At 67.2% G+C, this 24,110-nt stretch carries 24 protein-coding genes; 19 read left to right on the forward strand and 5 right to left on the reverse strand.

Annotated elements, in window-relative coordinates:
* Position 1 precedes the first annotated feature (1 nt).
* The 11 genes from pyrF to hisG all read left to right on the forward strand — a co-directional run bounded on the left by pyrF (position 2) and on the right by hisG (position 9,624).
* Positions 2-850, forward strand: coding sequence for an orotidine-5'-phosphate decarboxylase (gene pyrF, locus H8R18_RS04345; protein ID WP_227712888.1), 849 nt, complete (start codon positions 2-4; stop codon positions 848-850).
* A gap of 95 nt (positions 851-945) precedes the next feature.
* A complete protein-coding gene (mihF, locus tag H8R18_RS04350; protein ID WP_191070887.1) occupies positions 946-1,260 on the forward strand; it encodes an integration host factor, actinobacterial type in 315 nt (104 codons plus the stop codon).
* Between the two features lie 40 nt (positions 1,261-1,300).
* Positions 1,301-1,867 (forward strand): guanylate kinase, encoded by a 567-nt coding sequence (gmk, locus tag H8R18_RS04355; protein WP_191070888.1) that lies wholly within the window; start codon positions 1,301-1,303, stop codon positions 1,865-1,867.
* 35 nt (positions 1,868-1,902) lie between these two features.
* Positions 1,903-2,181, forward strand: a complete 279-nt coding sequence (rpoZ, locus tag H8R18_RS04360; RefSeq protein ID WP_191070889.1) for a DNA-directed RNA polymerase subunit omega — start codon at positions 1,903-1,905, stop codon at positions 2,179-2,181.
* Between the two features lie 5 nt (positions 2,182-2,186).
* Positions 2,187-3,395, forward strand: a complete 1,209-nt coding sequence (coaBC, locus tag H8R18_RS04365; protein WP_191070890.1) for a bifunctional phosphopantothenoylcysteine decarboxylase/phosphopantothenate--cysteine ligase CoaBC — start codon at positions 2,187-2,189, stop codon at positions 3,393-3,395.
* A gap of 33 nt (positions 3,396-3,428) precedes the next feature.
* Positions 3,429-5,426, forward strand: a complete 1,998-nt coding sequence (locus tag H8R18_RS04370; protein ID WP_191070891.1) for a primosomal protein N' family DNA-binding protein — start codon at positions 3,429-3,431, stop codon at positions 5,424-5,426.
* A 37-nt stretch (positions 5,427-5,463) separates the two neighbouring features.
* Positions 5,464-6,402 (forward strand): methionyl-tRNA formyltransferase, encoded by a 939-nt coding sequence (fmt, locus tag H8R18_RS04375; protein ID WP_191070892.1) that lies wholly within the window; start codon positions 5,464-5,466, stop codon positions 6,400-6,402.
* On the forward strand, positions 6,402-7,772 hold the full coding sequence (locus H8R18_RS04380) for an RsmB/NOP family class I SAM-dependent RNA methyltransferase (RefSeq protein ID WP_227712889.1): 1,371 nt from the start codon (positions 6,402-6,404) through the stop codon (positions 7,770-7,772). The genes fmt and H8R18_RS04380 overlap by 1 nt, the downstream gene beginning before the upstream one ends.
* A 20-nt stretch (positions 7,773-7,792) precedes the next feature.
* On the forward strand, positions 7,793-8,458 hold the full coding sequence (rpe, locus tag H8R18_RS04385; RefSeq protein WP_191070893.1) for a ribulose-phosphate 3-epimerase: 666 nt from the start codon (positions 7,793-7,795) through the stop codon (positions 8,456-8,458).
* A 48-nt stretch (positions 8,459-8,506) separates the two neighbouring features.
* Positions 8,507-8,770, forward strand: coding sequence for a phosphoribosyl-ATP diphosphatase (locus H8R18_RS04390; protein WP_191070894.1), 264 nt, complete (start codon positions 8,507-8,509; stop codon positions 8,768-8,770).
* Between the two features lie 8 nt (positions 8,771-8,778).
* Positions 8,779-9,624, forward strand: coding sequence for an ATP phosphoribosyltransferase (hisG, locus tag H8R18_RS04395; protein WP_191070895.1), 846 nt, complete (start codon positions 8,779-8,781; stop codon positions 9,622-9,624).
* Here hisG and H8R18_RS04400 read toward each other — a convergent pair.
* Positions 9,619-10,755 carry a DUF3866 family protein gene (locus tag H8R18_RS04400; protein ID WP_191070896.1) on the reverse strand — a complete coding sequence of 379 codons (1,137 nt, stop codon included), beginning with the start codon at positions 10,753-10,755 and terminating at the stop codon, positions 9,619-9,621. The two genes, hisG and H8R18_RS04400, sit on opposite strands and share 6 nt — an antisense overlap.
* 34 nt (positions 10,756-10,789) lie before the next feature.
* On the opposite strand from H8R18_RS04400, the gene H8R18_RS04405 reads away from it, so the two are divergent.
* From H8R18_RS04405 to H8R18_RS04430, 6 genes are read left to right on the forward strand one after another with little or no spacing between them, the layout of a single operon-like run.
* Positions 10,790-11,734 (forward strand): helix-turn-helix transcriptional regulator, encoded by a 945-nt coding sequence (locus H8R18_RS04405; RefSeq protein WP_191070897.1) that lies wholly within the window; start codon positions 10,790-10,792, stop codon positions 11,732-11,734.
* On the forward strand, positions 11,727-12,659 hold the full coding sequence (locus tag H8R18_RS04410) for a helix-turn-helix transcriptional regulator (protein WP_191070898.1): 933 nt from the start codon (positions 11,727-11,729) through the stop codon (positions 12,657-12,659). The genes H8R18_RS04405 and H8R18_RS04410 overlap by 8 nt, the downstream gene beginning before the upstream one ends.
* Positions 12,660-12,669: 10 nt before the next feature.
* Positions 12,670-13,005 carry a hypothetical protein gene (locus tag H8R18_RS04415; RefSeq protein WP_191070899.1) on the forward strand — a complete coding sequence of 112 codons (336 nt, stop codon included), beginning with the start codon at positions 12,670-12,672 and terminating at the stop codon, positions 13,003-13,005.
* The gene (locus tag H8R18_RS04420; protein ID WP_191070900.1) at positions 13,002-15,719 is read left to right on the forward strand and encodes a DEAD/DEAH box helicase; all 2,718 of its coding nucleotides are present in this window, start codon (positions 13,002-13,004) and stop codon (positions 15,717-15,719) included. Before H8R18_RS04415 ends, H8R18_RS04420 begins: the two co-directional genes overlap by 4 nt.
* Entirely contained in the window at positions 15,716-17,236 is a 1,521-nt protein-coding gene (lnt, locus tag H8R18_RS04425; RefSeq protein ID WP_191070901.1) for an apolipoprotein N-acyltransferase, read from the forward strand. The genes H8R18_RS04420 and lnt overlap by 4 nt, the downstream gene beginning before the upstream one ends.
* A gap of 4 nt (positions 17,237-17,240) precedes the next feature.
* A complete protein-coding gene (locus tag H8R18_RS04430) occupies positions 17,241-17,972 on the forward strand; it encodes a polyprenol monophosphomannose synthase (RefSeq protein ID WP_191070902.1) in 732 nt (243 codons plus the stop codon).
* 5 nt (positions 17,973-17,977) lie between these two features.
* On the opposite strand, the gene H8R18_RS04435 is transcribed toward H8R18_RS04430, so the two are convergent.
* Positions 17,978-18,343 (reverse strand): RNA polymerase-binding protein RbpA, encoded by a 366-nt coding sequence (locus H8R18_RS04435; protein WP_191070903.1) that lies wholly within the window; start codon positions 18,341-18,343, stop codon positions 17,978-17,980.
* A 154-nt stretch (positions 18,344-18,497) separates the two neighbouring features.
* Here H8R18_RS04435 and H8R18_RS04440 point away from each other — a divergent pair, with 154 nt between their 5' ends.
* Both H8R18_RS04440 and H8R18_RS04445 read left to right on the forward strand, forming a co-directional pair.
* Complete coding sequence (locus tag H8R18_RS04440) at positions 18,498-20,006, forward strand: APC family permease (protein WP_223875082.1); 1,509 nt, start codon at positions 18,498-18,500, stop codon at positions 20,004-20,006.
* A gap of 189 nt (positions 20,007-20,195) precedes the next feature.
* Entirely contained in the window at positions 20,196-22,127 is a 1,932-nt protein-coding gene (locus H8R18_RS04445) for a solute carrier family 23 protein (RefSeq protein ID WP_191070904.1), read from the forward strand.
* 95 nt (positions 22,128-22,222) lie between these two features.
* Here H8R18_RS04445 and H8R18_RS04450 read toward each other — a convergent pair whose 3' ends face one another.
* The 3 genes from H8R18_RS04450 to H8R18_RS04460 all read right to left on the reverse strand — a co-directional run bounded on the left by H8R18_RS04450 (position 22,223) and on the right by H8R18_RS04460 (position 24,077).
* Positions 22,223-22,783 (reverse strand): MerR family transcriptional regulator, encoded by a 561-nt coding sequence (locus tag H8R18_RS04450; RefSeq protein WP_191070905.1) that lies wholly within the window; start codon positions 22,781-22,783, stop codon positions 22,223-22,225.
* A gap of 101 nt (positions 22,784-22,884) precedes the next feature.
* Positions 22,885-23,640 carry a transcriptional regulator FtsR gene (gene ftsR, locus H8R18_RS04455; protein ID WP_191070906.1) on the reverse strand — a complete coding sequence of 252 codons (756 nt, stop codon included), beginning with the start codon at positions 23,638-23,640 and terminating at the stop codon, positions 22,885-22,887.
* The gene (locus H8R18_RS04460) at positions 23,637-24,077 is read right to left on the reverse strand and encodes an FHA domain-containing protein (RefSeq protein WP_191070907.1); all 441 of its coding nucleotides are present in this window, start codon (positions 24,075-24,077) and stop codon (positions 23,637-23,639) included. The genes ftsR and H8R18_RS04460 overlap by 4 nt, the downstream gene beginning before the upstream one ends.
* Positions 24,078-24,110 lie beyond the last annotated feature (33 nt).

Here is a 24,110-nt window from a genome sequence, read left to right on the forward strand (position 1 = left end):
CGTGAGTTATGGAGTTCGTCTCGACGAAGCCCAACGACGATACGGCCACGTATGCGTCGGCATCGATCCGCATCCCGGATTGCTTGACTCGTGGGGTCTGCCTCGTTCGGCGGAGGGCGTTCGTGCCTTCGGGCTGCGCGTCATCGACGCGCTTGAGGGCCACATCGGGGTCGTCAAGCCGCAGTCGGCGCTGTTCGAGGAATACGGCTCGGCCGGTATCGCCGCCCTCGAAGACGTGCTGGCCCACGCCCGCGACGCCGGGATCCTCACGATTCTCGACGTCAAGCGCGGCGACATCGGCTCGACGATGGCGGCGTATGCGCGTGCTTATCTGTGCGATGATTCCCCCCTGCGCGCCGACGCCATCACGATCTCGCCCTACCTCGGCTTCGGTTCGCTCGCCCCGGCGATCGATCTGGCCGCTCAGACGGGGCGAGGAGTCTATGTCCTCACCCTGACGTCGAATCTCGAGGCGGTGACCCTTCAGCACGCCACCACCGCGGCCGGGCGCGCGGTAGCGCGCGATATCGCCGAGGAAGCGGCTGCCCGCAATGCGGACGCCCGTGAGAAACATCACCTCGGTCACGTTGGTCTCGTCGTCGGCGCGACCACGGGATCGGCCGTGAACGCGTGCGGAATCGACCTGGCGGCGGTGAACGGATCGTTGCTGGCACCCGGTCTGGGCGCCCAGGGCGCGGGGCCGGCGCAGGTCAGGGAAGTCTTCGCCGATGCTCTGGCGAACGTCCTCGCGTCATCGTCGCGGGGAGTCCTCCGCGCGGGTCCAGACGCGACCTCGCTGCGTGACGCCGCGAAGCAGACGGTGGAGGAGGTCGAAGACCTCATCGCCTAAACTGCCCGCGACTTGTCGCCGGCTCCGTTCCTCCCGCGATTCGTCATAATCTTATTCATTAGCTCGATTCCTACGAACAAAGGAAGTTTTGGGTCATGGACGTGCCCTCCCTCACCCCCCAACAACGTGCCGCCGCCCTCGAAAAGGCCGCTCAGGCCCGCCGCGAACGCGCCGATGTCAAGGCGCGCCTGAAGCGCCGCGAGCTGACCCTGGCCCAAGTCATTGAGATGGCCGAGTCCCAGCCGGCGATCGCGAAGATGCCAGTCTTTTCCCTGCTGAAGGCGCTGCCGCGCGTCGGCACGACCACGGCTCGCGAGATCATGGACGAGATCGGCATCTCCGAGGCTCGCCGAATTCGGGGGCTAGGCGAGCACCAGCGCGCGGAGCTGCTCCGGCGCTTCTCCCACTAGGACGTCGGGGCATCCGCGACGCCCGTGGCACACTAGGCCCATGACTAGTCCCACCAACGCGAAGCTCGTCGTCCTCGCCGGTCCGTCGGGAGTCGGCAAAGGAACCGTTGTCCGGCGTCTGCGCGAGCTCCATCCCGACGTCTACGTCTCGGTGTCCGTGACGACGCGTCCACCCCGCCCCGGCGAGGTGGAGGGGCGCGACTACTTCTTCATCAGTGCCGACCGCTTCGATTCCCTCATCGAATCGGACGGGCTGCTGGAGTGGGCGCTCGTGCACGGAGTCCACCGTTATGGAACGCCCGCCGAGCCGGTGTGCGAGCAGTTGGAGGCCGGGCATTCGGTGCTCGTCGAAATTGATCTGGCCGGTGCCCGCCAAGTTCGTGCGGCTCGCCCCGACGCGGTGACGGTGTTCCTCGAGCCGCCGAGCATCGATGAGCTCATTCGTCGGCTCGTCGGGCGGGCGACCGAGTCGCAGGAGGAAGTCGATCGTCGCCTGCTCACGGCCAGGCGCGAAATGGCCTCACGGAGCGAATTCGACCACGTCATTCGCAACATCGACGTCGACCAGGCGGCACGCGAACTGGCCGCGATCCTCGGTCTGGACTAGTATCGAGCCGATTGACGAGTGTAAAGAGAGGTCTCATGTCCGGCATCACCGCCCAGCCCGTGGGAATCACGAATCCCCCGATCGACGATTTGTTGACCCACGTCGAGTCCAAGTACGCGCTCGTCGTGTTTGCTGCGCGCCGCGCCCGCCAAATCAACACCTACAACCAGCAGATCTCCGACGGCATGTTCACGACGCCGGGTCCGCTCGTCGAGTCCAGCCCGGACGAGAAGCCGATTTCCATTGCCCTGCGTGAGGTCAACGAGGGGCTGCTCACCATGGACATGACCCCGAAGACCGCCGAGACCGACTGAGTCTCATGGCCCGCATCATCGTCGGCGTCACCGGCGGGATCGCCGCCTATAAGGCGACGGCCGTGGTGCGCGGCCTCATCGCAGCGGGTCACGACGTTCACGTCATCCCAACCCCGGCCGCTCTGCGGATGGTTGGTGCCCCCACGTGGGAGGCGCTGATCGGACGCCCGGTAGCGACCGGGGTTTTCGATCACCCGGCCGAGGTCTCCCACGTCACCGGCGTGCGCGGCATCGATCTCATCGTCGTCGCACCCGCGACGGCAAATACCCTGGCCAAGGCCGCGGCCGGAATCGCCGACAACCTGTTGACGTCGACGCTGCTGGCAGCTACGGCCCCCGTCATGATGTTTCCGGCCATGCATACGGGCATGTGGGAACACCCGGCCACGCAGGCGAATGTCGCGACACTGCGCCGGCGCGGCGTCGACGTCGTCGATCCCGATATCGGCGCGTTGTCGTCGGGGGATCGCGGCGCCGGTCGGCTTCCGGATCCCGAAGCCATCGTCGCTCGCGTGTGCGCACGCGTCGAGGCCGCGGCCGGCCCCCAGCGGTTGCGAGGGAAGCGGGTCGTCGTGAGCGCCGGTGGAACCCGCGAGCCGCTCGATCCCGTCCGCTTCATCGGCAATCGCTCCAGCGGCATCTTTGGCTGCGAGATCGCCCGGGCGGCACTGGCGGAGGGCGCCGAGGTGTGCCTCGTTGCGGCTCACATCGATTCCGCTCGCTATCCTCACGGGGTGAGCGTCGTCGAGGCGGGCACGGCCGCCGAGATGGAACGCGCCATGCGTGCTGCCTCGCGCGAGGCAGACGTCGTCGTCATGTGCGCGGCTGTCGCCGACTATCGACCCGAGACCACCTCGTCGACCAAGCTCAAGAAAGAGGGCACACGCTCGACCCGACTGACGCTGACGTTAGAGGCGACGCCGGATATTCTGCGCGGCCTCGTCCGCGAGCGTCGCGCGGGTCAGTTCATCGTCGGCTTTGCCGCCGAAACGGGCGACGATCGCAGCGTGCTCGAGCTTGGCCAGGCCAAGGCGAGGCGCAAGGGCGCGGATCTGTTGGCGATCAATCACGTCGGGGCAGACGCGGGCTTTGGCGACGTCGATAGCCGGATCGTGCTGGTCGATTCTCGCGGCGAGGTCGTGGCGGAATTGGCCGGATCGAAGCCGCAACTCGCGCGTGATCTCGTCGCCCACATTGCCCACTGCCTGTCCTAGCCCCATCGGGTGTCGGGCGGGTTAAATGGAGTTATGAGCGCTTCTCGTGATCAGCTTGCCCTGTGGGCGCCGACGCACGCGCAGCGCACGATTGACTCCGACGTCGCCGATCCCGTGGCGCGGGTGCTGTTGGATCGCTCGGAACCGCACCTCGATCACCCGTTCGACTACCTCGTGCCCGCGAAGCTGGCGGAGCGTGCTCAGCCGGGGCGGCGCGCCCGGGTGCGGTTGGCGGGAAAACTTGTCGATGCGTGGATTCTCGAGCGCACCGATACGACGACGCATACGGGGACGCTGCAGCCGCTCTCGAGCGTGTCGCATACGGTGAGTGTGCTGACTGAGCAGATCTATGAGGTTGCTCGCGAGGTGGCGCATCGCTATGCCGGGGTGACGGCCGAGGTCCTCGCCCAGGCGATTCCGCCGCGCCATGGCATCACCGAGGAGAAGATTCTTGAGGTCGGGCGCGAGGTGCGGTTTCCCGATCATCACCTCGGTGCCTCCGCGTGGGAAACGTGGAGGCAGGGCCAGGCCTTTCTCGCTCACCTGGCGGGCGGGGATAGCCCGCGCGCGGTATGGCAGGCTCTGCCCGGTCTCGGCGAGGCCTCGCCCGAGGCCATGATGGCCGCGGCCGTCGAGGCCTGCCTCGCATCTGGGCGCTCCGTCATCGTCATGGCGCCGACGATCGATGCTGTCGAGCGGGCGGCGCAGGCCGTGCGTGAGCGGGTCGGGCAGGGCGAGCCGGTCGAGATCCTTCATTCCCGCCTGGCACCGAGCGCACGCTACGGCGCGTTTATGCGCGCGCTGCTGGGGCAGACCCGGGTGGTGATTGGGATGCAATCGGCGGTTTATGCCCCGCTTGCCCGCCTCGGACTCATCGTCATGTGGGATGACGGCGCCGACGCGTACGCGTCGCGTCGCGCCCCCTATGTTCATGCGCGGGTGGCCGCGGTGACGCGGGCGCGTCACGCCCGCTGTGGCCTCCTCATCGGTTCCTACGCGCGCACGTGCGCGTCCCAGCTGCTCGTCGAGTCGGGGTGGGCCCACCCCATCTCGCCGCCGATCGCACATGTGCGCGCCGCGACGCCCCAGGTCGACATCATCGATGACGAGTGGCGGGCTCAGCGCGGCGGCAGTGGCAAGGGACGCATTCCCGCGCGGGTTCAGGCGATCGTTCGCGAGGCCCTGCGCGCGGGTCCGGTGTTGGTTCATGTTCCGCGCGCGGGCTACATTCCCGTCATCCGCTGCGGTGAGTGCGGCGCGTCAGCGCGCTGCGGCAGCTGCGGAGGCCCACTGGCGGCCCAGCGGGGCGGGGCGATCGCGTGCGCGTGGTGTGGGCGCGACGGCGAGATGACCGCGTGCGCCCAGTGCGGTAAGCGGCGGTGGCGGGCCGGGCGGGTCGGCTCGGAGCGGACGGCCGAGGAGCTGGGGCGGGCATTCGCCGGCACGCCGGTCATTTCCTCGAGCAGCGACGCCGGCGTCATCGACTCTCTCGATTCCCGCCCGCGCCTCATCGTCGCGACAGCCGGTGCAGAACCGCATGTCGAGGGCGGCTACGCGGCTGGGCTCATCCTTGACGCCCACGTGTTGCTTGCCCGCCCCGAGCTGTGGGTTCCCGAAGAAGCGCTGCGTCGGTGGTTCGCGATCGGTGCGCTCGTGCGCCCGACGGGGCGCCTCCTCATCGTCGGTGACGTGAGTACGAGGCTGGCGCAGACGTGCATTCGCTGGGATGGCACCGGCTTGGCGGCATCGGCCCTTGAGGAACGCCGGGCACTCGCGTTTCCGCCGGTCGCGCGCCTGGCGACGGTCAGCGGCGACGAACGCGACGTCGCTGACTTTCTCGCCCGCCTCGACCCGCACCTGCCGGTGCTCGGGCCGCTTCCGAGCGAGCGCGCCGGCGAGGCACGGGCCATCGTGCGGGCGAAACCGGATGAGTCGCACGAATTCACCGACGAGCTCCTTCGGGTCGCTGCCGCACGCTCGATCTCCCGGTTGCGCCGGGTGCGCATCCAGGTCGATCCCGCGACCATGTGAAATTGGGGGAGGGGGGCGCCGCGGTTAGGCTTGCGCTATGAAATGCGTCTTCGCGGGTACCCCCGCTGCCGCCGTCCCTGCCCTCACGTCGCTGCTGGAATCCTCGCACGAGGTCGTCGGCGTCCTCACGCAACCGCCCGCACGACGCGGCCGCGGCCGCCGCGTCGTCGCCTCGCCCGTTGAAGAGGTCGCGCGCGAGGCCGGCGTCGATGTCTTCACCCCGCGGCACCTGCGCGATGACGAGGCGATTGCGCGCATTCGCTCGTGGAATGCCGACGTCGCCCCGGTGGTGGCCTACGGCCAGATCATCCCCAAGGCCGCGCTGGATGTGTGTACCCACGGCTGGATCAACCTGCATTTCTCCCTGTTGCCACGCTGGCGCGGTGCCTCGCCGGTCCAACACGCCATCATGGCGGGCGATGCGATGACGGGCGTCAGCGTGTTTCAGATCGAGGAGGGACTCGATACCGGTCCAGTGTATGCGCAACATCCCTATCCGATCTTGCCCGAGGCGACGACGCCGACGCTCATGGATGCATTAGCCCGCCACGGCGCCGATGTCCTCGTCCACGTCCTCGATGCCCTGGAGCACGGGACGGCGCAGGCGCGGGCGCAGGCGAGCGAGGGAATCACCTATGCGGGACTCATCCGTTCCGCCGATGCCGAAATCGACTTTTCTCGCCCCGGCGAGGACATCGAGCGCCTCGTGCGCGCGTGCGCGGACAACCCCGGCACGTGGGCGATGCTCGGCGAGACGCGGCTCAAGATCGACCGCGTCGTCTGCCAGCCGAGCGCGGACCTCGAACCCGGGTGCGTTCACGTGACAAAGAACGCCGTGAGCGTGGGCACGGGCACGTGCGACCTGCTCATCGCCAGGCTGGCCGCACCGGGGAAGAAGGTCATGCCGGCCGCCGACTGGGCGCGCGGGGCACGCCTGGGAGCACAGCCGCGTTTCACCTACACCGGGGGAAACTAGTGAGAGGCGACGACGCACGCACGATTGCCGCCGAGGTGCTCCTCGCCTGCGAGGTCGACGGCGCCTACGCCAACCTCGCGCTCCCGGCCCGGCTCAGCCGCTCCTCGCTGTCCGCGCGCGACCGCGCGTTCGCGACAAAACTCACCTACGAAGCCCAGCGGCTTGCCGGCTATTACGACTGGATCGCTCAACAGTGCCTGAACCGCCGCCTCGGTGACGTCGATCCCGAGGTGCGCGTCCTGTTGCGCATCGGCGCCCACCAGCTCCTCGCCATGAGGGTTCCCGCCCACGCGGCCGTCTCGGCAACCATCGACGCCGGACGCGCGCTCACTCATCGCGGCGCCCTCGGCCTCGTCAACGCCGTCTTGCGCCGCATCGCTCGCGAGGCCGATCGCTGGGAGGACCGCGTCAACGCGATCGACGATCCCTGGCAGCGCCGGGCCGTGCGTACGTCGCATCCACGCGACGTCGTGCGCGCCCTCGATTCGGCCCTGAGAGCGCACGGGCGTGCGGGCGAGATCGATGCGCTCCTCGACGCCAACAACGCCGCGCCGTGGGTTCAGCTCGTCGCCCGCCCCGGCCTGGTCACGCCCGACGAGTTGGCCGACGAGGCCGAGGACGTCCTCGACGTCTCGGTTGCCTACGGCCAATTGTCGCCGTGGTCGCTCACCCTCTCCGGCGGTGATCCCGCGCGCCTGCCCTCGGTCTCGTCGGGCGCCGCGGCTATCGAGGACGAGGGGTCGCAACTCGTCGCCGGCATCCTCGCGAGCGCACCCGTTGACGGCGAAGAATCGGCGTGGCTCGACCTGTGCGCCGGACCCGGCGGCAAGACCGCGCTGCTGCGCGCCCTCGCACCCGCCGGAGTGCGACTCGTCGCGAACGAAGTCACCGCGCACCGCGCCCGCCTCGTCGAGGACTCCACGCGGGCCTTCGGCGACGTGGAGGTCCACACCGGTGACGGGCGCACGTTCGGTGACGCCGCCGTCTACGACCGCGTTCTCGTCGATGCCCCGTGCACGGGACTCGGCTCTCTGCGTCGCCGTCCCGAGGCACGTTTTCGCGGCCGGGTCGCCCAGGTGCCCGAGCTGGCGAACCTCCAGGTGGGACTGCTCACGCGTGCCCTCGACCTCACGCGACCCGGCGGGATCGTCGGCTATGCGACGTGTTCGCCCCACGTCGGCGAGACCCTGAAGGTCATCGAGCGCGTGATGGCGGACTCAGCACGGAGGATCGAACCTGTCGACGCCGTCGCCATCGCCCGCAAACTCGCGCCACACGAGGCCGACTTTGGCCAGGGGCCCTACGTGCAACTGTGGCCCCATCGTCACGGTACCGACGCGATGTTCCTCGCGCTGCTGCGCGTCAGTTAGGGTCATGCCAGGAGGTCCCCATGGAGAACCGCATTCACCCGTCCATCCTCAACTGCGATATTTCCGCGCTCGGCAGCGAGGTCGCGTCGATTTCCTCGGCCGACGCCGTCCACGTCGATGTGATGGACAACCATTTCGTGCCTAATCTCTCGTGGGGATTGCCCGTCGTCGAGTCGGTCGTCGCCGGCCCGCTTCCCGTCGACGCCCACCTCATGATGATGGACCCCGACAGGTGGGCACCCGCCTACGCCGAAGCGGGCTGCGCATCGGTGACCTTCCACCTCGAGGCCGCGCACGCGCCCGTGCGATTGGCGCGTGAACTCCACCGCCTGGGCGCCCGCGCCTGCCTGGCACTCAAGCCGGCAACCGACATCGCCCCGGTCATCGATCTCCTTTCCGAGTTCGACATGATCCTCATCATGACCGTGGAACCGGGATTCGGTGGCCAGCCTTTCCTCGACAACCAGCTGGCGAAGATCGCCCGCACTCGCCGCGCCATCAGCGAGGCCAACCTCGACGTTGCTATCCAGGTCGATGGGGGAATCTCGCGCGAGACGATCGAGCGGGCGAGTGAGGCCGGCGCCAACGTGTTCGTCGCCGGCTCCGCGATTTTCCGCAGCCCCGATCGCGCCGGCGAGATCGCGGCATTGCGCAGCCTCGCCGATCATGCCTGCGGTATCCGGTGAGCGAAGCAGGAACGGGGAAGACGTCATCCCCGATTAAGCTAGGGAGATATGAAGTCCTTTACTGACCTGTTTGATGAATTGACCGAGAAGGCAACCACGCGTCCGGCCGATTCCGGCACTGTGCGCGAGCTCGACGCGGGCGTTCACGCAATCGGCAAGAAGATCGTTGAGGAAGCCGCCGAGGTGTGGATGGCAGCCGAATACGAGACCCGCGAGGATCTCGCCCTCGAGATTTCGCAGCTCATCTATCACACCCAGGTCCTCATGGTCGCCAAGGGCCTCACGCTCGACGATATCTACGCCCAGCTCTAGGGGGAGTCATGTTGCGTCTTGCCATCCCGAATAAGGGCGCGCTCTCGGAAGCCGCGGTATCGATGCTCGCCGCGGCCGGTTACCGCACGAAGCGTCGCGGCCGCGAGTTGTCGATCACCGACGAGCGCGCCGACGTCACGCTGTTCTTCTTGCGCCCGCGTGACATCGCCGTGGCGGTGTCGGCGGGGACAATCGACGCGGGAATTACCGGTCGCGACCTTCTCATTGATGCCAATGTCGAGGCTCGCGAGATTCGGCCGCTCGGTTTTGGGGCATCGACGTTCCGTTTCGCCGCACCGCAGGGGTCGATGAGCAGCATTCACGACCTGGCGGGTAAACGCATCGCGACGAGTTTCGACTGGCTGGTGCGCCGCTACCTCGCCGAGCACGGAGTGGAGGCTTCGATCGTCCACCTCGACGGCGCCGTCGAATCGAGCATTCAGCTGGGTGTCGCCGACGCCATCGCCGATGTCGTCGAGACGGGAACGACCCTGAAGGCGGCGGGACTCGAGGTATTTGGCGAGCCCATTTTGCGCTCCGAAGCCGTCCTCATCACGACGCCCGCTCGCGCCGACGATCCCCGCTTGGCGGTGCTGGACCGCCGCCTCCACGGCGTCATGGTGGCCCGCGACTACGTCCTCATGGACTACAACGTCAGCCTCGATAGCCTCGAGACGGCAGCCCAGGTCACCCCGGGATTCGAGTCGCCGACAATCTCGCACCTGCGCGACACCGACTGGGTGGCCGTGCGCGCGCTCGTCGAGCGCCGCGAGGTCAACGACGTCATGGATCGCCTCTACGCCGTGGGGGCGCGGGCGATCCTCGTCACCGAAGTCATGTCGTGCCGCCTATGACAGCGCCCGCGCCCCGGCGATGCCTGCGGCTCCGGCGGCGAGGAACGTCGCCGGGTCTTCGCTGAGCGAACGCCCCATCGTCGACAGCGTCACGGGAACCTCGGCCAGGGCCTCGGCTAGGCCGGTCGTATCAACCTCGACGACGCGATGGCGCCTGTCGGCGAGTTCGCGCACGTCGGCACGCAGGTCGCCGACAACCGAGCGAGCCTCGGCGTCAAGCTGACTGCTGGCGCTAAAGAGGGGCAGTGCCACGTCGACGCCGACAGGCGTGAGTGTACCGACGGCCGCGCGCGTGTGGTGCGAGATGCCGCAGTGGCGGCCCCGCTGGTCGCCGCTGGAGACACGCAGGGCGGCGATCGGGTGACCACCGAGCCTGGCCGCCGCCGTCAACACCCACGCGACGTCGACTCCCGAAAAACCCCAGGGGGTCCCCGTGCCCGCGTTACCCGGCCCCTGTGAGGCGACGACGATATCGGCGGCACCGACGTGGCGGGCCACCAGCAGAGCCGAGGGAATGGAGACGGCTTCGAGGCTGCCTCCATAGGCCTGCCCGCACGTGATGACGTCGCTGATCCAGCCGGCCTCGCGCAGGCCGGCGAGCGTGCGCGAGTATGCCGCCGGCAGGGCGGCTCCATCGGTCATGACGTAGGCGACGCGCGCATTCGGGGTAACGAGACGGATTCCCGCGATGACCGCCGGCACCATCGAATGCAAATCGCAGGCGATGATAGGAAGGCCGGCGAGATCGCGGGCCTCGGCTATAACGGCGTGGTGGGGGGAATTCTGCTCCTCGGCGGCGAGCACGAGCGTTTGGGCCGGCGTATAGCGGGCCTTGACGATGTGACCACCGTGATCGGGAAGGACGTCGTCGGGCAGCTCTCCATCCAGAACGGCCGTGACAAGGGCCTGCCCGCCCGTACCCAGTCGCTTGGCCAAGACGCTGACGTCGATGCGCACGCTCGCGCCCTCGCGCAGCGTGCCGACGGTGTCGACGTAGGCCAGGGCCCACACGACCTCGCCGTCTCGGCACAGCGTCGCGCTCGCGGGAGCACGAGTAATGCGGACCCTAGCGGTGTGTACGCCGGGCCAGCACTGCCCCAGCTGTTCAACACGGGCGTCTCGAAGCATCATGGTGCCCATCGTAAAACCCGTTAGCGTAGAGATTATGAAGGATGACTCCGACGCGCGGCGCCGACTCGGCCTCCTCGTCGCCCTCATGCGGGCGTGGAACGCCTACGGTCCCAACAGGCAAACCTCGCGCGATCTCATCAAGTCGGTCGACGGCTATCCCGAGGATCCTCACGAGGCCAAGAGAGCGTTCGAGACCGATAAACGCACGCTGCGCACGTCGTACGGCATTGACATCGTCACGACGCTCGACGAGGTGTTCACCGATACCGAGTACTACTCGGTAGAACCCGGCTCGGCCACGCCCGACGTGCGTTTTAGTGCCGTGGAGTCCCTACTCGCTCGCCGCGCCGTCCTCATGTGGGCCAAGTCGGATCGCACGATCAATCCCGAGCGCGTCCTCGCCGAATTGTCGCCGGCCCTGGCATCGACCCCGGACACTCCGACTGCACCCGACTACCGCTTCTGCGCCGGTTCGGTCTTGGCCGCGTGCGCCCGTGCCATCGATCGCCGCTGCGCCATCTCGTTCACCTACGTCGCGCGCACGGGCACGAAGGCGACCCGCCACGTCGAACCGTGGACCCTTGCCCAGGCGAACGAGCAGTTTTATCTGCGCGGGTTCGATCGCGACCGAGGCGAGGCGCGAACGTTCCGAATTGCGCGGATTCACTCGGCTATCACGAGCGAGGCCGTTGAGGGCAGCTACACGATCCCCGACGACGTCGGGGACCTCTTCGAGCTGCCCCTCATCACGCCGCGGGTGCGTCTGCCGCGCGGGACACACGCGCCGCTGCGGATGCGGGCCACCGGTGAGGAGCCGGCTGGCCCCGATCACATCGAATGCACCCTGCAACCCGGGCCTGCTGACGAGTGGCGCGCGACACTGCTGGCGGCCGGTCCCGACGTCGACGTCGTGAGTCCGGCGAGTTTGCGTGCGGACGTCGCCGAGGCATGGGCCAGTTTGGAGGACGTTCGTGGTTAAGAAGCATTACACCTTGTTGACGAAGGTTCTCGCCCTCATCGGCTACTTGGAGTCGCGCCCACACGGGTGCGCCCCGATTCGCGAGGCAGCGACGAGCCTGCAGGTGAGTTGCGATGAACTGCGCGACATCGTGACGACGGCCGCGGGTGTGCACATCGATACCCGCGATCCGCTGGATTCGGTACGCGTCGATATCGACCCCGACGACGACGGCGACGTCGTCCTCGTCGACGGGCAGGGGATCGGTATTCGCGTGGCGCTCGACGCCGAAACCGCCTACGCCCTCGCCCTGTCCCTGAGGGTCCTCTCTGTCGGCCTCGAGGGTGAGGAGCTCGCAGCCGCGACGTCGGCCACCGCCAAGTTGCTCAGCTCCGCCGGCACCGCACCGAGCACCGAGATAGCGACAGCGCTGCTTCCTCCACCTGACCACGTCGTCGACGCCATCCACGAGGGCTTGGCCACTCACATGTGTCTCGACGTGGTCTACACCGCTCGGTCGGGAGAGACGAGCCACCGCAGGGTCAAGCCCGAGGCGCTGCTCGTGCGCGACGGCGTGTGGTACCTGTCGGCGTGGTGTATGCGCGCCGAGGGGTGGCGCCAGCTGCGACTGACCCGGATAACCTCGCTCGAGGTCACCACGGAGCCGATCGGGACCTTGCCCGCGAAGCCCCGCAGGGATTCCAAGCGCCAGACGATCACCCTCATCGTGCGTGGCGAGGCAGCCTATCTGGCCGATGAACCCGAGATCTCACGTGCGCAGAAGCTGGCCGATGGCACGGTCGAGCTGACGATCAAGGCCTACAGCTCGCAGTGGGCAGTGAACTACATCTGTTCCCTCGGCAACGCGGTCCTCGCTGTCGCCCCACCCGCGATCGCCCAGGCGGTGCGCGAGCGAGCTGCGGCCTTCCGCATGGGCGCCAGGTAGGCTAGAGCTCATGATCGTTATCGCGCTCATCGTCGTCATGGTGCTGGCCGCGCTCGCCGGGCTGGCAGTGGCCGGTGTCCGCGTCGTGCGCGCGGTTGCCGGGTTAGGCCACGCCGTGTCCGAGGCTGCCGAGGCGGTCTCGGCCGCCTCGGCGGACGTCACGGCAACTACGGTCACCCCGCTTGCTGCTCCAGCCCTGGCGCGCGGTCGCGAGGGGCGAGCCGCCGCGCACGCTCTTCGCGAGCAGGTACGCGCCCACCGAGCTGCGCGCCGGCTCGCGCGCACCCGCGCCGCACTGGCGCGGTGGGCCGATGCCGGCATCATCGATGAAGAGCTGATCCGGTGAGTCCGGCGCGACGCCCCCGGCGGCGCTCAACGGGGACCGAGGGAGCAGACGAAGACCTCTCGCCAGCCCAGCGCTACGCGGCCTTCACCCGTCGCCAGGCTGAGACTTCGCCTCGTCTGCGCTTCTTTCTCGACGGCCTCGACTTCTTTCCCGATGACTACCAGCTCGACGCGATGCGTGCTCTCGATCGCGGCCACGGCGTCCTCGTGGCGGCACCGACGGGAGCCGGCAAAACCCTCATCGCCGAATACGCGCTGACGTGTGCGGTGGACGCGGGGGAGCGGGCGTTCTACACGACGCCGATCAAGGCGCTATCGAACCAGAAATATCGCGATTTATGCGCGCGTTTTAGTGAAGACACCGTCGGGTTGGCCACGGGTGACGTGACGATCAATGCCCACGCCCCGATCGTCGTCATGACGACCGAGGTGGCACGCAACATGCTCTATCGCGGCGATTCGCGCGTGAGCGATCTCGGCATCGTCGTCATGGACGAGGTCCACTACCTGGCCGATCACTTCCGCGGGCCGGTGTGGGAGGAAGTCATCTTGCACCTCCCGGACTACGTGCGCATCGTCTCGCTGTCAGCAACGGTATCCAATGCCGAAGAATTCGGCGAATGGCTGCGCGAAGTCCGCGGCGACACCGACGTCATCGTGTCGGAGCGCCGCCCGGTCCCGCTGCTGCAACACATGTGCGTGGGCGGGCAGATCTACCCGCTTTTTGCCGACGGCGGTTCCTCGAAGCTCAACCGGGCACTGACATCGACAATTTCCGGTTCGCGCCCGCGTCCAGGGCACCGGCGCCACCGCGAGCGGCGGCCTATCAGGCGCTCGTCGATCGTCGAGATCGTCGGCGATTTGGCCGAGAAACAGATGCTTCCCGCCATCTGCTTCATTTTTTCGCGTCTCGGGTGTGACCAGACGGTCTCGGCGCTGCTGACGTCGGGGCTCCTGCTCACGACTCCCGCCGAAGCCGCGCAGATCGGTGCCCACATCACTCACGCATGCGCCGATCTCGACCACGCCACGCGCAAGGCGCTGCGCCTGGCCGAGTTTCAAGCCGCGGCCGAGGCCGGGATCGCCGCCCACCACGCCGGGATGATTCCCCTGTTGAAAGATCTCGTTGAGGAGCTCTTTACCGCCGGCCTCCTCAAGGTCGTCTGCGCGACCGAGACGCTCGCCCTCGGCATCAACATGCCGGCGAAGACCGTCGTTATCCCCTCACTAGAAAAGTGGAACGGCCGCGAGCGCGTGCGCCTGACCCCGGGGCAGTACACCCAGCTGACGGGGCGGGCGGGGCGGCGCTCGCTCGACACGGTGGGCCACGCCGTCGTGTGTTATCAGCGCGACCAGCCGCCCGAGGTGGTCGCGTCGCTGGCGTCGAAGCGCTCCTACGCGCTGGTGTCGGCCTTTCATCCGACCTACAACATGAGTGTCAACCTCCTCATGCGGATGTCGGTGAGCGAGGCGCGCTCGCTCATGGAGCGTTCGTTTGCTCAGTTTCAGGCCGATCGCGCGGTTGTCGGGAAGGCGGCCTATGCGGCCCGCCTCGATCGCAAGATAGCGCGGGCGGCTGAGTCGCTGACGTGCTCGCGCGGTGATTTCCTCGCCTACGTCCGCCTCACTCAGCGGCTGCGCGATGCGGAGCATGCCCGCCCCAACGCGGCGCAACGCGACGAGGCACGTGATCTCATCACGGCAGCACGCGTCGGCGACGTCCTTGCCTATCGCGATGACGACGGCGCTCAGCGCACGGGTCTCGTCGTCGCGCAGAGTGAGGACGATGGCCTGTTTCGCCTCGACGTCCTCACCCGCAAGGCCGGCGTGCTCACCCTGTCGGCTCGCAACGCCCCGATGTCCGTCCTCGGGCACCTGGATCTGGCAGGCCTGCGGGCGACGCGGCCGCGAGATCGCCAGCGCCTGGCCTCGCAGCTGCGCCGGGCCGAACGTGAGTGGGGGTGGAGCCCATCGCCTTTCGCGCCCACGGTTGAGCAGTTGCGCGAGGACGTTCGCACTCACCCGTGTCATCGCTGCCCCGATCGCAAGGCTCATCAGGCGAAAGCACGCACCTACATCAGGCGGATGCGCAAGCGCGAGGGAGTTGATCGCGATATCGCTCGACAGACATCGTCGATCGGGACGACGTTTGAGCGCGTGCGGGAGGTCTTGACGGTGCTCGGCTACCTCACCGAGGACGGGACGCTCACCGACGCCGGTCGTCTGCTCGCCCTCATTCACACCGAATACGACCTGCTGTTGAGCGAGGTCATCCGTGCGGGTGCACTGACCAAGCTCGGAGCCGCCGACCTCGCCGGGGCGCTTTCGGCGTGCATCTACGTGCCGCGGTCCGAGACGACGGGGGAGAGCATTCAGGCGACGCGCCACCGCTCGGCGCTTCATCGCGCGCTGGGCGCCATCGAGGACGCGAAGGCCCGCATCGGAGCCGTCGAATCCGAGGCCCAGGCTCCGCGCACGGGCCAACCCGATCCGGCGATGGCGCGCGCCGTCACCCGGTGGGCGAGCGGCGCCGGTCTCGAGGACATCCTCGACCAGGTCGAGGGGCTGACGCCGGGCGACTTCGTGCGCCACATCAAACAGGTCATCGACTTGCTGCGTCAGCTCCGCCTCGCCGCCCCAGATATGGCGACGAGCGCGACGGCCGCGATTTCCGCGCTGCGTCGCGGCGTCGTCGCGTGGGGGGATCCCCGGTGATCCGCTGCGCAACCTCGATTATCGGCGGCGCCCTCGGCGGAGCGTGCCTGTGGCTGGCGTTCCCCGGTCCCGCCGGCGGCTTCTATCCGCTCGTGTTCGTGGGACTCGCCCTGCTGTTCGGACTCACTCGTGCTCGCGGCGCGCGCCAAGCCGGGCTCACCGCGCTGGCGTGGGGGAGTGCCTTCTTCATCCCTCACATCTCGTGGGCACGCGAGGCCGTCGGCACCGCGGGGCCGTGGCTGGCGCTCGCGGGCGTCCAGATTGCCATCGTCACCGTGTGGGCGATCGCGCTCGGCTGGGTGTGGAGCGCCCGCGCGCTCAGGCGCCATGCGTGGCTGTGGTGGCTGCTTGTGAGCCTGACGTATCCCGGAGTCGAGCAGCTGCGCGCTCACGTTCCCTACGGTGGCTTCGGGTGGGGCATCGTTGCCTACCCCCTCGTCGATTCGCCTCTAAAGTCCCTGGCACCGTGGATTGGCGAGGTCGGGCTGTCGATCGTCGCCGCGGCGATCTCGGCCGGGCTCGTCCTCGCGATTGCCCCGCTCTCGCGCATCCGTCACCGCATCGGCGGCCTCGCCATCATCATCGCCCTCGTCGCCGCAGCGAGCGTCCTGCCCCTCAACGATGCCGGCGGAGCACCCGTGCGCGTCGCCGCCGTCCAAGGCAACGTCGATCGTCCCGTCAAGCAGACGTATGGATCCGGACAGGTGCTGCGCAACCACGTCGACGAGACCGTCCGCTCACTGGACGGCGCGAGCGTCGACATCGTCTTGTGGGGCGAACACGCGGCTGATCGTGACCCCGATACGGACGCGTTCGCCCGCGCCCAGCTCGAGCGCGCCGAGGCCGTCCTCGACGCGCCGCTGCTCTACGGGGCCGTGCGCACCGAGGGAACGCGACGGTGGGGCGAATACCGCTGGGCCGGACACCCGGAGGCCACCTACGCCAAGCGCCATCCCGTGCCGTTTGGCGAATACATCCCCGACCGCGGCTTTTACGCCAGGCTCTCCTCCGAGGTCGACCAAATCACCACCGACATGGTTGCCGGCCAGAGCGGGGGAGTCATGCCCGTCGCGACGCGACACGGCACCGTGAACCTCGGCATCGCCCTGTGCTTCGAGGCCGCCTTCGACCGCCACGTCCGCGACGACGTCCAGCATGGCGCCGAGATCATCGTCGTTCCGACGAACAACGCCCTCTTCGGCACCAGCGCGGAATCCGTCCAACAACTCCAGATGACGAGGCTGCGTGCCCTCGAATACGCCCGCCCCGCGATCCAGGTTTCGACCCAGGGGGTCTCCGCGATCGTGCGGCCCGACGGCAGCCTCAGCGCCCGTTCCCAACTCTTCACCGCGCGCACCCTCATCGCCGATGTCACTCCAGCCACGATGATGACTCCCGCCGCCCGCATCGGCTCTGGCCTCGAATACGCCACGATGGCCCTTGCACTCGCCTGGGTCGGCTTGACCCTGCTGAGCTCACCCGTCATCGCCTACCGCCGGCATAAACGAGGAGACTAACGCCGTGCCCACCCATCCCGCCCTCGTCATCATCCCGACCTACAACGAGGTCGAGTCGCTGCCTCTGACGCTGGCTCGCCTGTTCGCGGCTGTCCCCGCCATCGACGTCCTCATCGTCGACGACAACTCGCCCGACGGCACCGGGCGAGTTGCCGACGACATCGCCGCGACCGATTCACGCGTCAACGTCCTCCACCGCGCTGCCAAGTCGGGGCTCGGTCCCGCCTACCTCGACGCCTTTAGGTGGGCCGGCGCTCGCGGGTACGAGCGCGTCGTTGAGATGGACGCCGATGGCTCACACCGGCCCGAGCAGCTACCAAAGCTGCTCGCGCGCTGCGCCGGTCCGGATGATCCCGATCTCGTCATCGGGTCACGCTGGGTGCGCGGGGGAGCGGTCGTCGGCTGGGCCCGTCACCGCGAGGTGCTCTCGCGCGCGGGTAACGCCTACATCGGCCTCATGCTCCATCTCGGGGTCGCCGATGCGACGGCCGGCTTCCGGGTCTACCGGACAGGCGCACTGGCACGCCTCGACCTCGACCGCGTCGACTCGCGCGGCTACTGCTTTCAAATCGACTTGACGCGGCGAATCCGCCGCGCCGGCATGAGCATTGCCGAGGTTCCCATCACCTTCGACGAGCGCCAGCTTGGGACGTCAAAAATGTCGGGCGCGATCATCGTCGAGGCCCTGACCCAGGTGAGCCGGTGGGCCATCCGTGATCGCGTGATGAGGCGCTAAGGGCGTTAGCGCATCCGGTAGTGCGGACCTTCGCGCAGCTTGCCCTGGTGGAGCAGCTCGAGCTGTTCTTCTAGCAGCTGGGCGAGTTCTGCCTCGGAGCGGCGCTCGAGCAGCATGTCCCAGTGGGTGCGCTGGGGCTTGACCGCCTTGTCGTCGTCTTCCTCGGCGGCATCGCCGACGAGCTGGGCCGTCTCGCCGGACTTGGATTCCCACTCGGCGGGCGGGTTGGCCTCGGCGGCGAACGTCACCTCGAAGGTCTCGCCATTGGGCAGGCGGTAGGTGGCAACCTTGCGGGCGGCAAACGTCACGCCCTCTTCGGACTCGAGGCTCTTCGATCCGATACTTGTTCCCCGCAGTGCCCTCTCGGCCATAAGTGATGTCCTCCCACCAGTCGCGACGACGCGCACACAGGCGCATATATCCACCGCCATTCTAGCAACGATGCTGGCGTATAGATATCCATCCTGACGCCGCCACTATTCGGCATCACCAGGCGAGCGTGGCGCATGTTGATAAGGTGGGCGCATGAATATGCGCTCACCTGCCCCTTCGGATAAGGGGATCTTCACGAAGAAGAGTGTCGATACCGTCATCCACCAAAACGACGCGCCCGCGCGCACGGGGGAGGGGCAGCTGAAGCGAAAGCTCGGCATGTGGGACCTCGTCGGTGTCGGCATCGGCATGGTCATCGGTACGGGCATCTTCACGCTGACGGGCATTGAGGCCAAGAACCACGCGGGACCCGCCGTCGTTATTTCGTTCCTCATCGCCGGCATCGTCGCGATGCTCGCCGCGCTGTGCTACGCCGAGCTGGCCTCGGCCGTGCCGACCGCCGGCTCGGCGTACACCTACGCCTACGTCACCGCCGGAGAAATCTTCGCGTGGGTTATCGCGTGGGACCTCATCCTCGAATTCGCCCTCGGCGCCTCGGTTGTTGCGCGCGGGTGGTCGGGATACCTCGGAAATCTCCTCGATTTGTGGCCTCAGTGGTTCGGCGAATCCTCGACGATCAACGTCGGGGCGGTCATCATCACCGTCGTTCTCGGCACCATCGCCGCCCTCGGCATCCGCGAGTCCAAGGCCGTGACGAATGCGCTCGTCCTCATCAAGGTGACGATCTGCGTCTTCGTCATCGTCCTGGGCGTGTGGTTCGTCCGGGCATCGAACTGGTTCCCCTTCGTTCCCGCGTCCCAGCCGGCACCCGAATCGTCAACGCATCACGGCCTGGCACAACCACTGTGGCAGGCCCTGTCGGGCATCGAGCCGAATGTCTTCGGGATCGGCGGGATCCTCATGGCGACCGCCATCGTCTTTTTCTCCTATTCCGGCTTCGAACTCATGGCGAACATGGGGGAGGAAGCCCGCAATCCCGCCCACGACATGCCGCGCGCCATCATCATCGTGTTGTCGCTGTGTACGGCGCTCTACATGGGCGTCAGCCTCGTCGTCACCGGCATGATTCACTACCGCAACCTCGACGAGGGGGCGCCGATTGCCGACGCATTCCGCCAGATGGGTGTCGGCTGGGCGGCCGGTCTCATCGCCATCGCCGCGCTGTGCGGGCTGACCTCGGTCATCCTCATCGACATCATGGGGATGGGGCGGATCTTCTACGCGATGTCGCGCGACGGACTCATTCCGGCCGCCGTGGGCCGGGTGCACCCGCGCACGGGGACGCCTCTTGGCATCACGATCGTCATCACCGCGGCCGTCGCCGTGATTTCGGGCACGGTGCCGTTGACGGAACTCGCCGACATGGTGAGTATCGGCACACTGTTCGCGTTCCTCATCGTGTCGGTCGCCGTCGCTGTGCTGCGGCGCACGCGCCCGGATCTCGAGCGTCCGTTCCGCGTTCCGGGTGCGCCGTGGCTGCCGATCCTGGCTGCGCTGCTGTGCCTGGGACTCATGTGTTCGCTCAGCGTCATGACGTGGATCCGTTTCCTCGTATGGCTGGCCATCGGCCTGTTGATTTACGTCTTCTACGGCCGGCGGCACTCACGTGCCCACCAGGCTGCGCAGTCGCACGAGGCGTAGGCGGCGCCGTTCGAGGCACATCCAACACTTCTCCTTCGGTTCGATAATGTACATTATGACATTTCACGTCCATAGGAACCTCCCCTGAGGGTGGACGGGATCGCCTCGAGGCCAATTTCAGTTTCGCCTCGAGGCGTCGATACGGTTAAGGCGTCGGTGACGGCACTGCATCGAAGAAGGAATCTTCCCATGTCTCAAGCCCCAGCTGCGCTTCATCCAGTCGACCGCGTCCCGAAACCCGGCCGACTCACCGTCCTCTCCATCCAACACGTCCTCGCGTTCTACGCCGGCGCTGTCGTCGTGCCCCTCGTGGTCGCCGGCGGCCTCAGGCTGGACGCGTACACGACGATGCACCTCATCAATGCCGACCTGTTCACGTGCGGTATTGCCACGCTCATCCAATCGGTCGGCTTCTGGAAGGTCGGCGTTCGCTTGCCGATCATTCAGGGCGTGACGACCACCGCGGTTTCGCCGATGATCGCCATTGGCCTGGCGGTCACCGGCCCCGCCGGCGGCGTCGACGGCTTGCCCATGATTTACGGCGCCATCATCGTCTCGGGCATCTTCACGTTCATCGCCGCCCCGTTCTTCGCCCGCATCATCCGATTCTTCCCCCCGGTCGTCATCGGCACCGTGCTGGCAACGATGGGCATCACCCTGTTGGGCGTGTCGGCCGGCGACATTATCAACCGCGTCGACGAAGCGTCCCCGCCGATGCCCATCGCCATGCGTGACCTCGGCTACGCCGCCCTCACCTTGGTGATCATCATTATCGTTCAGCGATTCTTCAAGGGATTCCTCGGGACGATCTCCGTCCTCCTCGGCCTGGTCATCGGCACCGCCGTCGCCCTCATCCTCGGTGACGCGTCGTTCTCGCAGGTGTCCGAGGCCTCCGCTTTCGGCTTTACGACGCCGTTCTACTTCGGTCTCCCCCAGTTCTCGGCCACCGCGTGCATCTCGATGATCATCGTCATGATCATCACCATGGTTGAGACGACGGGCGACGTCTTCGCTGCCGGTGAGATCGTCAGCAAGCGCATCACGCGTAACCACATCGCCGCCGCGCTGCGTGCCGACGGCCTCTCGACGACGCTTGGGGGCATCTTCAACTCGTTCCCCTACACGTGCTTCGCCCAGAACGTCGGCCTCGTCCGGCTCACGCGCGTGAAGTCTCGGTGGGTCGTGGCCCTAGCCGGTGTCTTCATGATCGTCCTCGGCCTCATTCCTAAGGCCGGCGCGATCGTCGCGGCGATTCCGGCTCCTGTCCTCGGTGGCGCCTCACTCGCGCTGTTTGCCAACGTCGCCCTTGTCGGCTTCCAGACGCTCGGTCGCGTCGACCTCGCCGACACCCGCAACGCGGTGATCCTCACGACGTCGCTCGGCCTCGCCATGCTCGTCTCGTTCAAGCCCGACATCGCCAACGTGTTCCCGTCGTGGGCGCAGATCTTCTTCGCCTCGGGCGTCACCGTCGGCTCGATCACGGCGATCGTCCTCAACCTGTTGTTCTTCCACGTGGGGCCCAAGCGCGGAGAAAACATCGCGTTGTCGCCGACGGGTCGACGCGTCAGCCTCGGCCAGATCAACGCCATGGACAAGGACGCCTTCGTGCGCACGTTCACGACGCTGTACAACGGTGCGACGTGGCCGCTCGAGCGGGCGTGGGAGCGGCGTCCGTTCACCGACGTCGGCCAGCTCAAGGAGATCCTCCAAGATGCCGCGCTGTCGGCATCGAGCACCGACCAGGACGCCCTGGTCCAGAACTACCCGGACATCGTCGAGATGCTCGTCGCCGACGAGGATCAGGCCCGCGCGATCAGCCAGGACGTCGGATCCTTCGCACTCGGCGACATCGAGGGCGACCAGCGCGAGCAGCTCGAAGCGCTCTCGGCGTCCTATCGCGACAAGTTCGGGATCCCGTTCGTCGTGTGTCTCGAGCGCATGGACTCTGTTGACGACATCATCGAGCAGGGTCTTCACCGCTTGGAGAACTCCCCCGCCATGGAGCGCATCGTCGCCATCGGCGAGGTCGGTGAGGTCGTCTCGGACCGCTTCGACATCATGCTCGCCGACGCCAACCCCGTGCGCACGGCGTGGGCACGCAAGTTCGAGCAGCTGAACTAGGCCACGAAAAACAATCGGGCGGTGACTCACTCCCCCATGCGGGTTGCGGGTCACCGCCCGAGCCGTATCATCCGGCCGGCGAGACGCTCAGCTGCTCACACGGCGTTCTTGCGCGCGCGCCGAGCCGCCAGCTCGTCGACGACGCCGATTTCGTGAGCCTGTTCGCACGGGAACGCCGCGAGTTCCGATTCGACCTCGCGCGAGACGCGCCCCACCGCGATGCCGAACACGCCTTGCCCACCCTGGATGAGATCGACGACCTCGTCGGCCGAGACGCACTCGTAGACCGAGGCCCCATCCGACATGAGGGTGATCTCGGCGAGATCCTCGACGCCGCGCTGCGACAGGGATTCGAGCGCTTTGCGGATCTGCTGGAGCGACACGCCTGCGCTGAGCAGCCGCTTGACGACCTTGAGCACGATGATGTCGCGGAAGGAGTACAGCCGCTGCGACCCCGAGCCGGTGGCCGAGCGCACGCTCGGCTGAACGAGGCCGGTGCGGTCCCAATAGTCGAGCTGTCGATAGGTGATTCCCGCGGCTTTGCAGGCGATCGGCCCGCGATATCCCGTGAACGCATCGAGCGCCGGCTGGTCACCGAATAACAGACCCTGAGTGCGTTCCGGCGCGCCAGCGTCGGGAACCGTGGTGCGAGACATGAGACGTGTACTCCTTGCGGGGATTGAACATCTCAAACCTATGCCCCACCCTGGGGCCGGTCAACGACACACGCGGGAAAGCTTCAACCTTCAGTTGAAACTTAATCTAGCTGGTCGACCTCGTGGCGCGTCAGCTCGGTGGCGAGCGTCGTCAACACCTGCGTCAGCTCGGCGGTTCTTGCGAGTCGGCGCTCCTTATCGGCGCCCGAACGATCGTGGCGGCCCGCACCGATGATCTGCTCGGCGAGGTCGATATTGCGTTGGGCGAACGTGCGTAGATAGCGCAGGTTCCGAATCGGCACTCCCTCGCTGCGCAACGCGACGACCGCGTGAATAATCGCTAGGGCGCGCTGGGGGAAATAGCCGGCGAGATCGGGCGTGACGAGTCCGATCGAGACGATCTCACCGAGCTCGGATTCGCTGATTCCGCTGAGGTCGCGCAGCTCGCGCGCGGTGATCGTCAGATCGGAGCGAACCGGTGCCCGCAGCTGCCCCTGCGAGGCGACAATCCGTGCCGTCGGCTCGATGTCGGCCTCGTGACCCGCGTCGAGGGCGCGCAGACGTTGGACGATCTTCGCCAACGGCATATAGGTGTCGCGCTGCGAGGCCAGGCAAAACCGCAGCCGCTCAACGTCGGACTCGCTGAATTTGCGATATCCCGTCGCCGTGCGCGCCGGGCTGACGACGCCCTGCTCTTCGAGGAAACGCACCTTCGAGTTCGTGACCGTCGGGAATTCGGCGCGCAGCCGGGTGACGACCTGACCGATCGACATCTGCGGCGTGCGCGAGACCCCGCGAGGCCAGGGGCCGGCCTGAGGATCCTCTGGGTGCGTGGCAGCGGTGGCCGCCGTACTCACTGTGCGAATCCCTGCAACGACGGGTAATAGGTCATCCGGAATTTGCCGATCTGGACCTCGTCGCCGCTGACCAAGCCGACTTCTTCGACCCGTTCGCGGTTGACGTAGGTCCCGTTGAGCGAGCCGAGATCGCGCACAGCGTATCCCCCGCCCGGCTGCGCACTGAATTCGGCATGCTTGCGCGAGACCGTGACGTCGTCGAGGAAGATGTCCGATGACGGCTTGCGCCCGATCGTCACGCGCGGGGAATCCAGGAGAAAGCGCGCACCGACGTTGGGTCCGCGCCGCACGACGAGGAGGGCCGATCCCGCCGGAAGTGCCTCGACGGCAGTGCGGGCATCTTCGCGAAGATTGAGGTGAGACACGTCGATTTCACCCGTGTGCACGGCGCCGAATACGGCGGTCTGCGTCGGATCCACATGGGGGTTAGTCGACATCACGCGCCCTCCTCACGAACGAAACGTATGTAT

The organism is Nanchangia anserum, from assembly GCF_015240065.1.
GTDB classification, from domain to species: Bacteria; Actinomycetota; Actinomycetes; order Actinomycetales; family Actinomycetaceae; genus Nanchangia; species Nanchangia anserum.